Raw genomic sequence first — 14,012 nt, 5'->3', positions numbered from 1 at the left:
ACGGAGGCAGCGCGATGAACGAGGCGGGCACGCGCCGCCAGATGCACCTGGGCGCCTTCTTCTTCGGCGTGGGCCATCACCTCGCGGCCTGGCGCCATCCCGACGTGGACCCGGGCGCCGCGAGCCGCATCGAGGCGCTGCGCGAATGGACGCGCATCGCCGAGGCCGCGAAGTTCGACGCCATCTTCTTCGCCGACAACGTCGGCCTGCCCGGGCCGCCCGACGCGGTGGTGGCGAAGAACGCGCTGTGGTATCCGCTCGATCCGCTGGTCACGCTGGCGGCGCTGTCGCAATCGACCACGCACATCGGGCTGGTGGCGACCGTGTCGGCCACCTACCTGCCGCCCTACCACCTGGCACGCAAGTACGCCTCGCTCGACCAGGTCAGCGGCGGGCGCAGCGGCTGGAACCTCGTGACCTCGGGCAGCGATTTCGAGGCGCGCAGCTTCGGCCTGCCGCAGCAGTTCGCGCATGCGCACCGCTATGCGCGCGCCCACGAGTACGTGAAGATCGTCAAGGGCCTGTGGGACACCTGGGAGGACGATGCCTTCGTGCACGACAAGGCGGCCAACCGCTTCTTCGATCCCGCGAAGCTGCACCGCGTGGCGCACGAGGGCGAGCACTTCACGCTGCATGGCGGACTGCAGACGCCGCGCGCGCCGCAGGGCTACCCGGTGCTGGTGCAGGCCGGGTCGTCGGGCGACGGCCAGGACCTGGCTGCCGCCACGGCCGAGGTGGTGTTCACGGCCCAGCAGACGCCCGAGGATGCGCGCGCTTTCTACGCCGGCCTCAAGGCGCGGCTGGCCGCGCACGGGCGCGGCCCCGATTCGCTCAAGATCCTGCCGGGCATCTCGCCCTTCGTGGGCCGCAGCCAGCAGGAGGCGCAGGAGAAGTTCGAACAGCTGCAGGGCCTGATCGATCCGGTGCTCGGCGTCGGGCTGCTGTCGACCTTCCTCGGCAACGTCGACCTCTCGGGCTACGCGGTCGACGATCCCTTTCCGCAGGACCTGCCGGTCACCGAGGGCTGGAAGAGCCGCCAGGCGCTGTTCTCCGAGATGGCGCGCCGCGACGGCCTGTCGATCCGCCAGCTCTACGAGAAGGTGGCGGGCGCGCGCGGCCACTGGACCGTGGTCGGCACGCCCGAAGCTATCGCCGACCAGCTCGAACACTGGTTCAGCACCGGCGCGGCCGACGGCTTCAACGTGCTCGCGCCGACGCTGCCGCATGGCCTGAGCGACTTCGCGCGGCTCGTGATTCCCGAACTGCAGCGGCGCGGGCTGTTCCGCACCGAATACACCGGCCGCACGCTGCGCGAGCACCTGGGGCTCGCGCGGCCCGCGCATCCCGCCGCCGTGGCCGCATCGATTCCTTCTCACCGGTAAGCCCACGCATGAGCGAACCCACCGAATTCCTCTGGTACGTACCCAACCAGGTCGTGGCCGGCCATCGCGGCGATGCCGCCGTCGAGGGCCACAACAGCCTCGACACGCTGACCCGGCATGCGCTGGCGCTCGAAGCGCATGGCTGGAAGGGCGCGCTGCTCGGTGCCGGCTGGGGCCGGCCCGATACCTTCACGGTGGCGACCGCGCTGGCCGCGCGCACCACCACCTTCGAGCCGCTGATCGCGATCCGCCCGGGCTACTGGCGGCCCGCGCAGTTCGCATCGGCCGCGGCCACGCTCGACCATCTGAGCGGCGGCCGCGTGCGCATCAACATCGTCTCGGGCAAGGACCAGCTCGCGGCCTATGGCGACAGCGAGGGCGACCCCGCGCAGCGCTATGCGCGCACGCGCGAGTTCATCCACCTGGCACGCCGGCTCTGGACCGAGGAGGGCGTGACGTACCGTGGCGAGCACTTCGGCGTGGAGAACGCCACCGTGCAGCCGCGCATCGAGGTGCGTGGCGCGCGACGCCATCCGACGATCTATTTCGGCGGCGCCTCCGAGGCGGCCGAGCGGGTGTCGGCGACCGAGGCCGACGTGCAGCTGTTCTGGGGCGAGCCGCGCGACGGCATCCAGGAACGCATCGGGCGGCTGAAGGCGCTGAGCCGCAGCCTCGACCGCGATCTTCCGCCGTTGCGCTTCGGCCTGCGGGTCACGACGCTGGTGCGCGACACCACCGAGGAGGCCTGGGCCGATGCCGAGGCCAAGGTGGCGCAGATGGCGCGCGGCGCGGCGCCCGGCGAGCCCGACCGCGCGCAGGCCGTGGGCCAGCGCCGGCTGCTGCAGCTGCACGAGCGCGGCGAGGTGCTCGACGACAACCTCTACACCACGCCCGGCAAGTACGGCGGCGGCGGTGCCGCCACCACCTGGCTGGTGGGCTCGGCGCAGGACGTCGCGCGCTCGCTGCGCAAGTACCAGGCGCTGGGCATCACGCACTTCGTGCTGTCCGACACGCCCTACCTCCACGAGATCCGCCGGCAGGGCGAACAGCTGCTGCCGCTGCTGCGCGATGCCGCCGCATAACCCTTCCTCATCGCCATGACCTCTGCTTCTTCCAATGAGCCCGGCCCGCGCTTCGGCATCTGGGCGCTGGTGCACGGCAGCCGCGCTGCGCTGCAGGACCCCGATGAACCCTACGACGCCTCCTGGCGGCGCAACCGCGCGCTGGTGCTCGAGGCCGAGCGGCTCGGTTTCGATTCGGTGCTGGTGGCGCAGCACACGGTCAATCCGCACGATGGCGAGAGCGCGCAGCTCGAGGCCTGGACGGCCGCCGCGGCGCTGGCCGCGCTGACCTCGCGCATCGAGATCATCGCGGCCATCAAGCCCTATCTCTATCACCCGGCGGTGCTCGCGAAGATGGCGCTGGGCATCGAGGAGATCAGCGGCGGGCGCTTCGCCATCAACCTCGTCAACGCCTGGAACCGGCCCGAGCTCGAGCGCGCCGGCATTCCCTTCGCCGAGCACGACGCGCGCTATGCCCATGGCCGCGAATGGATCGAAGTGGTGGAGTCGCTGCTGCGCGGCGAGCGCACCCGCTTCGCGGGCGAGCACTTCAAGCTCGACGACTACCGGCTGAGCCCTGCGGGCCTGCACCGCGCGCGGCCGCGCATCTACGTCGGCGGCGAATCGGAGCCGGCGCGCGCGCTGGTGGCCGATCGCGGCGACACCTGGTTCATCAACGGCCAGCCGCTGGCCGACGTGCAGGCGCTGATCGCCGACCTGCGGCGCCGCGAGCGTCCGGCCGGCTGGGCGCCGCTGCAGTTCGGGCTCTCGGCCTTCGTGGTCGCGCGCGAGACCGACGAGGAGGCGCGCGCCGAGCATGCGCGGCTGCTCGCGCTCGCGGCGCTCGACGCGCCGCTGCGGGCGGCCAACAAGCCCAACATCGATCCCAAGGCCGTGATGTTCCAGACCGCGCAGAAGTCGCCGCGCGTGGGCTCGAACGGCGGCACCGCGGCCGAACTCGTGGGCAGCTACGACAGCGTGGCGCGCCGCATCGAGGCCTTCCACGCGGCCGGCATCGAGCTGTTCATGCTGCAGTTCCAGCCCTTCGAAGCGGAGATGCGCCGCTTCGCCGATCATGTGCTGCCGCGCGTGGCCGGCGCGGCCGCGCGATCGCTCGCAGCACGCGCGGATGCCGCCCTGGCCTGAGAGCGTCCATTTCGAGAAAGAGAAGCGTCCCATGTCCATCGCATCTTCCGCCGCCATGCCCGGCCGTCACTCGGACCGGCGCCGTGCGCTGCTGCTGGGCCTGGCCGCGGCCGCCGTCGCGCCCGCTGCCGTGGGCGCGACCGATCCCGCGCTCGCCGCGCTGCAGTCGGCGATCGACGGCCCGCAGCGCAGCGCGGCCAACCGCGCGCGCGACGGTGCGCGGCATCCGCTCGAGACGCTGTCCTTCTTCGGCCTGCGGCCCGAGTGGTCGGTGGTCGAGATCGCACCGGGCGGCGGCTGGTACACCGAGATCCTCGCGCCCTTCCTGAAAGCCCGCGGCCGCCTCTACGCGGCCCATGCGCCGGCCGACGGCACGCCCGAGCAGCAGCGTGCCCGCGCGGCCTTCGCGAAGAAGCTCGCGAGCGACCCCGCCCACTACGGCCGCGTGGTGCTCGGCACTTTGCCCACCGACCGCTTCACCGACATCCACCCGCCCGGCGGCGCCGACGCGGTGCTGACCTTCCGCAACATCCACAACTGGATCGCCGACGGCCATTTCGACGAGACCTTGCGCGCCTTCTTCGACGTGCTCAAGCCCGGTGGCGTGCTCGGCGTGGAGGAGCATCGCGCGCTGCCCGGCACATCGCTCGCGCGGACCATCGACAGCGGCTATGTGGCGCAGGACTTCGTGATCGCGCGCGCCCGCGCGGCCGGCTTCGTGTTCGACGGCGAGAGCGAGATCAACGCCAATCCGCGCGACACGCACGACCATGCGAACGGCGTCTGGGCATTGCCGCCGACCCTGCGCGGAGGCGAAGTGGATCGCGCGAAGTACCTCGCCATCGGCGAATCGGACCGCATGACGCTGCGCTTCGTGAAGCCGCGGCGCGGGCCGGCGCGCACATAGGAAAAGCGCATAAGCAAGCGCGCGCAGCGCATTCGACAAGCGGCGGGCCGCGGTCCAGCATCGCGGTCTCTACCGACTTGCTTCGAGGTGTGCTCTTGTCCTCCGGATCCGACTTCTTCTTGCGCCGCCGCCAGGTCGCGCCCACGCTGCTGGCTTTGGCCACCGCGCTTTCGCTGCCCGCCAGGTCCCAGGCGCAGAACGCCTTGCCCAAGGAGGTGAAGATCGGCTTCCAGAAGGGCTCGGCCGTGCTGGTGCTGGCACGCAAGCAGCAGGTGGTGGAGAAGCGCCTCAAGGCGCTGGGCGTGGGCAGCGTCAAGTGGGTCGAGTTCCAGTTCGGCCCGCCGATGCTCGAGGCGCTGGGCGCGGGCGTCATCGACCTGGGCTCGGTCGGCGACACGCCGCCGGTGTTCGCGCAGGCCGGCGGCTCCGACCTCGTCTATGCGGCCGCCACGCCCTCGGCGCAGCATGCGGTGCTGGTGCCGAAGAACTCTCCGATCCGAACGCTGGCGGACCTGAGGGGCAAGAAGGTCGCGTTCGGCAAGGGCTCGAGCGCGCAGAACGTGACGATCAAGGCGCTGGCCACCGCGGGCCTGGGCTTCCAGGACATCCAGCCCACCTACCTGTCGCCGGCCGATGCCACCGCCGCCTTCAACGGCGGCAACATCGACGCCTGGGTGGTCTGGGATCCCTACTATGCGATCGCCGAGGAGCGCTATGGCGCGCGCGTCGTCGCCGACACCACCGACAAGCGGCTCACCAGCGCCTCCTACTACATGGCCGGCCGCGACTTCGCCACGCGCCATCCCGCGGTGCTGGCGGCCGTGCTCGACGAGCTGCGCCTGCTCACCGTCTGGTCGGGCCGGCACCGCGACGAACTGGCCGCCATCGCGGCCGAGGCCACGGGCATCGGCGTCAAGCCCTGGTCGGCCGCCTTCGCGCGCGCGGAGTTCTCGCTCGGGCCCGTGACCGAGGCGCACATCGCGCAACAGCAGCAACTGGCCGATGCCTTCCAGGCGCTGGGGATCATTCCGCGGCGGATCAGTGTGCGGGAGATCGTCTGGCGGGCGCCTGGGGTGTTCTGACGAATCCAGGTCGTGCAACCACGACGGGCGGTGGCGTGGAGTCCCGGTGGTTTCGTGGGCGCGATCAATGTGAGCGCAGCACGAGTGCCTCGCGCACGAGAGCGAAGACTTCGGGGTCCATCTTCCTGGCCTGGAGGTCCTTGTACTCCTCGGCAATCGAGCGATCGAGCAGAGCCGTTCCATCGGGGCTGAAGCGGATCAGACCGGCATCGAACAGGCGGTGGATATCCACGCGCAGCAGCATGCAGTTGGACCAGAGTGCCCGACCACCGTTCCTGGCCTCGTCGATGTGGGCGATATCGAGGATCGCTTCGGTCGTGGTGCCGGTGATGGCGCAAGCGCCATTCTTCTTCAGCATCTCGTCCCGCAACTGGGCTTGACCGGGGCGTGCCACGCGAAGGTAGGTGTCGTAGCTCATGTCGGCGAAGAATGCCGCATCTTCTTCATTGACGATCCTGCAATGCCTGGCGTTGCCATTCCATTTTTTCGGATCGTCCTTGTCGGTCCACCGCGCTTCGGCAGTTCTCTTGCCCAGGTCGACCGAGATTTCGGAGACCCCCCAGCGAACCTGATCCTTGCTGAGCTCTTCGTTGTGCTCGTGCTCATACCGCAAGGAAACCTCGAGCGTCGACGCCTCGAGGCGCCACTTGACGCAGGTTGCCTTGTACTTGACCCGCTTGCGTTCGGCCGGCCACCACTCGGTGGTTGCCACCGTGGCGCCTGGTTCAAGCGGGGCGAGGGTGTCGAACTGCAGATACTCGCAACCGTAGTCCCATTCGACGCGCAAAAGAATGACTGCCATTTTTTCAGGTCTCGGTGAAGAGATTTTTCGTTGAAGGAAGGAAAAGCATCGCCTGCGAGTGCTCGCTGGCTCGAATCGATAGCCGCCGGGACAAGACTCAAGCGCGCAGCGCCGTCACCTCGATCTCGATCTTCATGCGCGGATCGGCCAGCCCCGCCGAGATCATCATCGCCGCGGGGCGCACCTCGCCGAAGTACTTGCGCAGCACCGGCCAGCAGGCCTCGAACTCGGCGCCGTCGGGCAGTACGTAGGTCACGCGCACCACGTCGCGCAGGCTGGCGCCGGCTTCCTGCAGCGCCGCCTCGATGTTCTTCAGGCATTGCTCCGCCTGTTCGACCACGTCGTCCGAGATGGTCATGGTGCGGTAGTCGAAGCCCGTGGTGCCCGAGACGAACACCCAGTCGCCCGCGACGACGGCGCGCGAGTAGCCGATCTGTTGTTCGAAGGTGGAGCCGGAGCTGATGAGCTTTCTGGTCATGGGGGCCTTTGCGAAATTGGTGGGTGGGGGCCGGGGACGGCGGCTCGACTCTACCGGCCGGGGGCCAGGCCCGTTTTCCGCCGGGCTCGTCATCCTCTAAAATGAGAACCATTCTTATTAATCCGATGCCCCCGTTCCCCGGGGCACCGGCCAGAGGTCCTCTTGGCGTTCACCGAAGCCGCATCCGCTCAGCCCGTCGAAGTCCTGTACAGCGACCACCATGGTTGGCTGCGCGGCTGGCTGCGCAAGCGCTTGGGCAATGCCTTCGATGCGGCCGACATCGCGCACGACACCTACCTGCGCATCCTCTCGACCGGCCGCGTGCCGCAGCCCGAGGAGTCGCGCCGCCACCTGACGCAGATCGCCAATGGCCTGGTGATCGACCTGTACCGGCGCCGGCAGATCGAGGCCGCCTACCTCGAGGCCATCGCCTGCATGCCCGCGGCGCTGGCGCCCTCGGAGGAGGAACGCGCGCTCGCGGTCGAGGCGCTGGTCGAGGTCGACACCATCCTGCACGGCCTGCCGGCCAAGGCGCGCACGGCCTTGCTGCTGTGCCGGCTCGAGGGGCTGAGCTACCGCGAGATCGCGCAGCGGTTGAATGTCAGCGTCTCCTCGGTCGAGAAGTACGTCGCGGCCGGCCTGCAGGCCTGCTACCGGGTGATGCATGGCTGATGCGCGCATGAACCCGAGCCCCGCGCTGCCGGGCCCGCTCGATCCCGCGGTGGTGCGGCGCGCGGCCGAATGGATGGCGCGGCTCTGGTCGGGCGAGGCCAGCGACCAGGACCGTGCCGCCTGCGAACGCTGGCGCGCCCAGCATCCCGACCATGAACGCGCCTGGAACCGGCTGCAGTCCTTCGAGGACAAGCTCCATGCCCTGCCGCGCGAAGCCGCGCGCCACGCGCTGCGCGAGCCGGTGCGCACGGGCCGGCGCCGCGCGCTGCAATTGCTGGGGCTGACGGCCGCCGTCGGTGGCATCGCCGCGGCGCTGCGCGGCACCGAGGCCTGGCAGCTCGCCGCGTCCGACCACAGCACGCGCACCGGTGAGATCCGCGAGATCGCGCTGCCCGACGGCACGCGCGTGGTGCTGGGCACGGCCACCGCCATCGACCTGCGCTTCGACGCGCACGAACGCCGACTGGTGCTGCGCGCCGGCGAGATCCTGGTGACCACCGCCCCCGATCCCGCCGGCGCGCACCGCCCGTTCCGCGTCCACAGCCGGCAGGGCAGCGTGGAGGCGCTGGGCACGCGCTTCATCGTGCGGCAGGAGGCCGAGGCCTCGCGCGTGGCCGTGTTCGAGGGCGCGGTGGCGGTGCGGCCGGCGCGCGCGCCCGAGGCCATGGTGCGCGTGGGCGCGGGGCAGGGCACCGTGTTCTTCGCCGACCGTGCGCAAGCCCCCGATGCCGTGGCCGACAGCGCGGCCGCCTGGACCCGCGGCGTGCTGGTGGCCGAGGACATGCGCGTCGCCGATTTCGTCGCCGAGCTGGCGCGCTACCGGCCCGGCGTGCTGCGCTGCGATCCCGAGGTGGCCGAGCTGCGCGTGACCGGCGTGTTCTCGCTGCGCGACACCGACCGCGCGCTCGAGAACCTCGCGCTCGCGCTGCCGGTGTCGGCGGCCTACCGCACGCGCTATTGGGTCACGGTGCGGGCCCGGTAGGCGGGCCGACGCCCGTGCCTGCGAACGGCGGCCGAAACTTTTTTCGTTTTTTTGCGTTGCCGCTTGAGGTTCCGCCTTTCTCGTCCGGAAGACATGGGAGCACCAGACATCTTCCGAACTGAAAGGATCCCCGTCATGGCGAAACGCCTCCCGCAGCGCCCCCTCCCTCCACGCAGTCCGAGGCGCGCCGCCCCGATGGCCGCGCCGAGCCGCCTCGCGGCCGCGCTCTGGATGGGGCTCGCGCTCGGCGCGACGACCGTCGGCCTCGCGCAGGCCCAGCCCGCGGGCCAGGCCGCGGCCGATGCCAGGCGCGGCTTCAACATTCCCGCCGGCCCGCTCGATCGCGCGCTCGGCAGTTTCGCGAGCGCCGCGGGTGTCGAGCTGTCGGTCGATGCCAGCCTGCTGCGCGGCCGCAGCAGCGCCGGCCTGGCGGGCAGCTTCACGGTGCGCGAAGGCTTCGCCGAGCTGCTGCGTGGCCATGGCCTGCAGGCCGTGCGCCAGGCCAACGGCAGCTTCACGCTCGATGTGGCACCCCCGCCGCCAGCGCCGACCGGCGCGGGCGAGGTGCAGGCCGGCCACGGCATGCTGCCCGAGGTGCGCGTGCACGACAGCGCGCCACCCGAGACCGCCACCGGCCCGGTGGTCGGCTATGTCGCGAAGCGCAGCGCCAGCGGCACCAAGACCGATGCCTCGCTGCTGGAGACGCCGCAGCTCGTGAACGTGGTGACGCGCACGCAGATGGACGACCAGGGCGCGCGCACCGTGGCCGAGGCGCTGCGCTACACGGCCGGCGTGCTGGCCGAGCCCAACGGCTTCGACGTGCGCTACGACTGGAACTACATCCGCGGCTTCAACACCTTCGGCACCCAGTGGCTCGACGGCCTGCCGCTGCCCGGCGACCCGGCCAGCTATGCGGTGCCGCGCATTCCGGGCTATGCGCTCGAGCGCGTCGAAGTGGTCAAGGGGCCGGCCTCGGTGCTCTACGGCAAGGCCATTCCCGGCGGCCTGGTGAACCAGGTGACGAAGCGGCCGCAGGCGGTCGCGCAGCGCGAGGTGCGGCTGTCGGCCACCCACTTCGGCGGCGCCGAGCTCGCCACCGACCTCACGGGGCCGCTCGACGAGGACGGCAAGTTCCTCTACCGGCTGATCGCGCTGCGGCGCGACGCGCACACGCAGGTCGACCTGGAGCGCGACCGTCAGACCATGATCGCGCCCAGCCTCACGTGGCGACCGTCGGCCGACACCTCGCTCACCGTGCAGGCCCACTACCAGAAGGACGATCCGCGCATGAGCCCGCGCTTCTACCCGGTGGTGGGCTCGCATGTGCCGAGCCCTCTGTTCGGCTACATCCCGCGCAGCCTGTACCTGGGCGAGCCGTCGACCGACAGCTTCAACCGCAGCTACAAGTCACTGGGCTACAGCTTCGAGCACCGCTTCAACGACACGGTCTCGGTGCGCCAGAACCTGCGCTACGGCCATGCCGCGCAGGACATGTTCCTGGTGCGCGTGCATCCCTTCAATGCCTACCGGCCCGACGGCCACACGCTCAACCGCGTCTCGGCGATCTCCGACGACGACATCCGCTCGCTCTCGGTCGACACCCAGCTCGAGGCGCGCCTGCGCACCGGCCCGCTCGCGCACACGCTGCTGGCCGGCGTCGACCACCTGCGCGGCAAGCTGTCCTTCAACTTCGCCAACAGCGCCATCGGCGTGCCGCCGCTCGACGTGCTGAACCCGGTCTACGGCCTGCCGGTCACGCGGCCGACCAGCTACACCAACTCGACCTTCCAGGCGGTGCGCCAGACCGGGCTGTACCTGCAGGACCAGATCCGCTGGGGCCGCGCCATCGCCACGCTGGGCCTGCGCCACGACCGCTCGTCCATAGATACCACCAACCGCATGCTGGCCTCGCGCCCCGTGGTGCCGACCGAGGACTCGGCCACCACCGGCCGCATCGGCCTGGGCTACGTGTTCGACAACGGCGTCGCGCCCTATGCGAGCTATTCCACCTCGTTCCTGCCGGTCACCGGCGTGGACCGCTACAACCAGCCGTTCCGCGCGCAGAAGGGCCGGCAGTTCGAGCTGGGCCTGAAGTACGAGCCGACCGGCGGCTGGGGCTTCATGACCGCGTCGCTCTACCAGAACGACCTCGAGAACAGCCTCACGCCCGACCCGATGGACTCGCAGCGCTCGGTGCAGTCGGGCCGCCAGCGCCTGCGCGGCCTCGAGCTCGAGGCCAAGGCCGAGCTCACGAAGCGACTCAGCATGATCGCGGCCTACTCGTACACCGACTCCGAGGTGCGCAGCAGCAACGACCGCAACCAGTTGGGCCGCCCCACGCTGCGCACGCCGCGGCACCAGGCCTCGGCCTGGCTCGACTACCGCTTCGAGAGCGTGCCCGGCCTGCAGGCCGGCATCGGCGCGCGCTACATGTCGGCCTACGACACCGCCGGCACCTACGACCCCTACCTGCGCGTGCCCGCGCTGTTCCTGTGGGACCTCGGCGCCTCCTACGACCTCGGCCTGCTCGGCGATGCCTGGAAGGGCGCGCGGCTGCGCCTGACGGTGGCCAACGTGTCGGACCGGCGCTATGTCTCGCACTGCCTGATGCTGGCCGGCTCGCCCTGCAACTACGGCGCGCGCCGCACCGCCACCGCCACGCTCTCGTACGCCTGGTGATGGCGGCGCTCGCGGGTCTTTGCACGCTGCTCGGCGCGCTGTGCGTGTACCGGGCCGCGCCGCACCAGCGGCTCGGCGGCGCCGTGTCGAGGCCGCGCGCGTGGCGCGGCATCGGTGGCGTGCTGGTCGCGCTCGGTGCGGGGCTGTTCTGCCGCGCGCTGCAGCCGGCGGCCGGCCTCTTCAGCGCGCTCACGCTCGTGATGTGCGCGTGGATCGCGCTGCCGTACGTCACCGCGCTGCGGCGCTCGCCGAGCGAGGGCCGCCATGGCGCGCGCTGAGGACCGGAGCGGCGCGACCTGGTGCGCTCTCGCGCTCGCGGGCGCGCTGCCCGGCTTCGCGCTCGCGATCGCGCTGTCGGGCCTGTTCGCCTGGCTCGGGCCGGGCGGCATGGCGCCGCTCAACAAGTACCAGTTCAACATGTGGATCGTGCCGCCGCTGTGGCTGGGCATCTGCTCGGCGGTGTTCATGTTCCGCTCGGCACTGCGTGCCTGGGCCTGGCTGGGTGGCGCCACCGCCGTGGCGGGCGCGATGCTGTTCGCCGTGCGCCATCTCTCGGGCTGAGCCATGCGCGCCGACACCCTTCGCACCTACAAGACGCTCCACACCTGGACCGGCATCGTCGCGGGCCTCGCGCTCTTCATCGCCTTCTATGCCGGCGCCCTGACCATGTTCAAGGGCCCGCTCGACCGCTGGGCCACGCCGCCCGCCGTGGCGGCGGCGCCGTCGCCGGGCGCCGATGAACTGATCGCGCAGACGCTGGCCGCGCGGCCCGATGCGCGCGCCGATTTCACCTTGCACCGGGCGCGCCACGGCGCGCCCGAGCGCATCGCGTGGAAGGCGCGCGGCGAGGAGCGCGGCTGGAGCGCCAGCTTCGCGCCCGACGGCACGCTGCGCATCGCACCTGAGGCGCCAGCTGGCCTCGGCCAGTTCATCGACGTGGTGCACCGCACCGTCGCGCTGCCGGTCGACCTCGAGACCGGCACGCTGGTCATGGCCATCGTCAGCGCGCTCTATGCGCTGGCGATCGTCTCGGGCGTGGTCGTGCTGTGGCCGACGCTGGTGAAGGACTTCTTCGCCTTGCGCGTCGGGCGCAACCTCAAGCGCATGTGGCTCGACGCGCACAACGTGATCGGCATCGTGAGCCTGCCGTTCCATCTGGTCATGGCGCTGAGCGCGGTGGTGTTCGGCATGCACGACCTGATCTACGACGCGCAGAAGGCCGCGGTCTACGGCGAGCCACGGTTCGAGCAGATCTGGAAGGCCAGCGGCCCCTTCAGCGCGATCCGCCCCGATCCCGCGCCGGCCGCGCTGCTGCCGCTGCCCGCGCTCGAGGCGCGCATGCGCGCGCAGGCCGAGGGCTTCGTGCCGCACACGTTGCGCTTCCGCGGCGCCGGCACGGCCGGTGCCGCGGTCTGGATCGCGGGCGACCTGCCGTGCTGCATGACGCGCCAGGCGCAGGGTTCGTTCGTGCTGGCGAGCGCGGTCGACGGCCGGCTGCTGCACACCGAGTACCTGGCGGGGCAGCAATCGGGCTGGATGGCCTCGGTCTCGGCCTTCTTCGCGCTGCATTTCGGCGCCTACGGCGGTGGCACGGTGCGCTGGGGCTATTTCTTCCTCGGGCTGGCCGGGGCCTTTCTCTTCTATTCGGGCAATCTGCTGTGGGTGGAGTCGCGCCGGCGGGCCGAGCGCGGCGGGGTGCCCGTCGAGCAACGCCGCTCGAGTCGGTGGATGGCCGCGGGCACGGTCGGCGTGTCGCTGGGCTGCGTGGCGGCGCTGTCGCTCACGGTGGCAGCCGAGAAGTGGCTGTGGGCCTGGCAGGGCGAGGTGCTGGCGCCGTGGCGCGAGCAGGTCTATCACGCGGTGTTCCTGGGCAGCGTGGCCTGGGCCTTCCTGCGCGGCGCTTCGCGGGGTGCCGTCGAGCTGCTCTGGCTGGCCGCGGCCTCGGCCCTGGCGGTGCCGCTGACCAGCATCGCCGGGTGGCTGCTGCCGTCCTCGGGGTCGTGGCTGCGCGCCGATGCGCTGGGCGTGGACGCCATCGCGCTGCTCGGCGCCGGTGCCTTTGCCTGGATGGCGCTGCGCACGGCGCGCCGCGTGCGCGAGGGGCCGGCGGACAGCGTCTGGGCGGCGCCTGCACCTCGGCCGGCAGGCTGAGCCCGGAACGCGCTCGCGCCGGGCGCGGCGACGGCGCGCTTTCCGCAGGCCCGCCACGCCGCTGTCCGACAAGCCCGGCATGCCCCCAAACTGTAAATTCCTGTGTCAGCGAACCGGATTCTTCGGTTATTTTCCTCTGCCGACCTGGCGGGGCCCGGTCGCAACAACGAGGAGCAAACGCGTGAGGCATTGGTGGCTGGCGGCGGGTCTTTCAGTGGCGGGCAGCCTGGCATGGGCGCAGCCCGCATGGTTCACCGTGGTCGGCGATCCGCTCGACAAGGCGGCCGACACGGTGCAGGTCGACCCCAACCGCATCGCGGCACCGCCGCCCGCGGAAGGCGAGGCCGCGCCCGAGAAGCCGCTGATCGAGATGAACGTGCGCGTGAACCGCTCGGGCCCGCGCTTCAACTGGGACCGCGTCCCCTACCGCTCGTACGAATCGCGCGTGGTCTTCGACTGCCATGCGAAGAGCGCGACCTATGTGCAGGCGCGCTTCTATGCCGAGCCGCTGTGGCGCGGCGAGCCGCACCAGGTCGCCGACTACAGCGCGGCGCCCAAGCCGATGCGCTTTCTCGACATGACGCCGAATCCGACGGCGCGGATCGTGCGGGCGGCTTGCCGGATGCGGGCGAGCTGAGCCAACGAAAAAGGCGGCCGACGGGCCGCCTGT

General features: G+C 71.1%; 14 protein-coding genes. 12 read left to right on the top strand and 2 right to left on the bottom strand.

Going from position 1 to position 14,012, the window contains the following annotated elements:
- Nucleotides 1–14: 14 nt before the first annotated feature.
- The 5 genes from R0232_RS37630 (at nucleotide 15) to R0232_RS37610 (ending at nucleotide 5,578) form a co-directional block, all read left to right on the top strand.
- Nucleotides 15–1,382: an LLM class flavin-dependent oxidoreductase gene (locus R0232_RS37630; RefSeq protein ID WP_431514291.1), complete on the top strand. Its 1,368-nt coding sequence runs from the start codon at nucleotides 15–17 to the stop codon at nucleotides 1,380–1,382.
- A gap of 8 nt (nucleotides 1,383–1,390) precedes the next feature.
- Complete coding sequence (locus R0232_RS37625) at nucleotides 1,391–2,464, top strand: LLM class flavin-dependent oxidoreductase (protein WP_431514290.1); 1,074 nt, start codon at nucleotides 1,391–1,393, stop codon at nucleotides 2,462–2,464.
- Between the two features lie 15 nt (nucleotides 2,465–2,479).
- A complete protein-coding gene (locus R0232_RS37620) occupies nucleotides 2,480–3,589 on the top strand; it encodes an LLM class flavin-dependent oxidoreductase (protein WP_431514289.1) in 1,110 nt (369 codons plus the stop codon).
- A 31-nt stretch (nucleotides 3,590–3,620) separates the two neighbouring features.
- Nucleotides 3,621–4,496: a class I SAM-dependent methyltransferase gene (locus R0232_RS37615; RefSeq protein WP_431514288.1), complete on the top strand. Its 876-nt coding sequence runs from the start codon at nucleotides 3,621–3,623 to the stop codon at nucleotides 4,494–4,496.
- 95 nt (nucleotides 4,497–4,591) lie between these two features.
- A complete protein-coding gene (locus tag R0232_RS37610; protein ID WP_431514287.1) occupies nucleotides 4,592–5,578 on the top strand; it encodes a sulfonate ABC transporter substrate-binding protein in 987 nt (328 codons plus the stop codon).
- A 64-nt stretch (nucleotides 5,579–5,642) separates the two neighbouring features.
- Here the strand turns inward: R0232_RS37610 and R0232_RS37605 are convergent, their stop codons facing one another.
- A complete protein-coding gene (locus R0232_RS37605) occupies nucleotides 5,643–6,380 on the bottom strand; it encodes an HNH endonuclease (RefSeq protein WP_208508882.1) in 738 nt (245 codons plus the stop codon).
- 97 nt (nucleotides 6,381–6,477) lie between these two features.
- Nucleotides 6,478–6,858 (bottom strand): RidA family protein, encoded by a 381-nt coding sequence (locus R0232_RS37600; RefSeq protein WP_431514286.1) that lies wholly within the window; start codon nucleotides 6,856–6,858, stop codon nucleotides 6,478–6,480.
- 162 nt (nucleotides 6,859–7,020) lie between these two features.
- Between R0232_RS37600 and R0232_RS37595 the strand changes: the two genes are divergently transcribed.
- The 7 genes from R0232_RS37595 (at nucleotide 7,021) to R0232_RS37565 (ending at nucleotide 13,979) form a co-directional block, all read left to right on the top strand.
- Nucleotides 7,021–7,530 carry a sigma-70 family RNA polymerase sigma factor gene (locus tag R0232_RS37595; RefSeq protein ID WP_093352567.1) on the top strand — a complete coding sequence of 170 codons (510 nt, stop codon included), beginning with the start codon at nucleotides 7,021–7,023 and terminating at the stop codon, nucleotides 7,528–7,530.
- A gap of 7 nt (nucleotides 7,531–7,537) precedes the next feature.
- Nucleotides 7,538–8,512: a FecR domain-containing protein gene (locus R0232_RS37590; RefSeq protein ID WP_431514285.1), complete on the top strand. Its 975-nt coding sequence runs from the start codon at nucleotides 7,538–7,540 to the stop codon at nucleotides 8,510–8,512.
- A 135-nt stretch (nucleotides 8,513–8,647) separates the two neighbouring features.
- Nucleotides 8,648–11,191 carry a TonB-dependent siderophore receptor gene (locus R0232_RS37585; protein WP_431514284.1) on the top strand — a complete coding sequence of 848 codons (2,544 nt, stop codon included), beginning with the start codon at nucleotides 8,648–8,650 and terminating at the stop codon, nucleotides 11,189–11,191.
- Nucleotides 11,188–11,469 (top strand): hypothetical protein, encoded by a 282-nt coding sequence (locus R0232_RS37580; protein ID WP_431514283.1) that lies wholly within the window; start codon nucleotides 11,188–11,190, stop codon nucleotides 11,467–11,469. The genes R0232_RS37585 and R0232_RS37580 overlap by 4 nt, the downstream gene beginning before the upstream one ends.
- A complete protein-coding gene (locus tag R0232_RS37575; RefSeq protein ID WP_431514282.1) occupies nucleotides 11,456–11,752 on the top strand; it encodes a hypothetical protein in 297 nt (98 codons plus the stop codon). The genes R0232_RS37580 and R0232_RS37575 overlap by 14 nt, the downstream gene beginning before the upstream one ends.
- Before the next feature lie 3 nt (nucleotides 11,753–11,755).
- Nucleotides 11,756–13,342 carry a PepSY-associated TM helix domain-containing protein gene (locus tag R0232_RS37570; protein ID WP_431514281.1) on the top strand — a complete coding sequence of 529 codons (1,587 nt, stop codon included), beginning with the start codon at nucleotides 11,756–11,758 and terminating at the stop codon, nucleotides 13,340–13,342.
- Nucleotides 13,343–13,523: 181 nt separating this feature from the next.
- Nucleotides 13,524–13,979, top strand: a complete 456-nt coding sequence (locus R0232_RS37565) for a surface-adhesin E family protein (RefSeq protein ID WP_296785690.1) — start codon at nucleotides 13,524–13,526, stop codon at nucleotides 13,977–13,979.
- Nucleotides 13,980–14,012: the final 33 nt, after the last annotated feature.

Origin of the sequence: Variovorax sp. DAIF25 (assembly GCF_050711835.1) — a bacterium.
Lineage (GTDB): Bacteria > Pseudomonadota > Gammaproteobacteria > Burkholderiales > Burkholderiaceae_C > Variovorax.
This window is presented reverse-complemented; position numbering and strand designations above follow the sequence as displayed.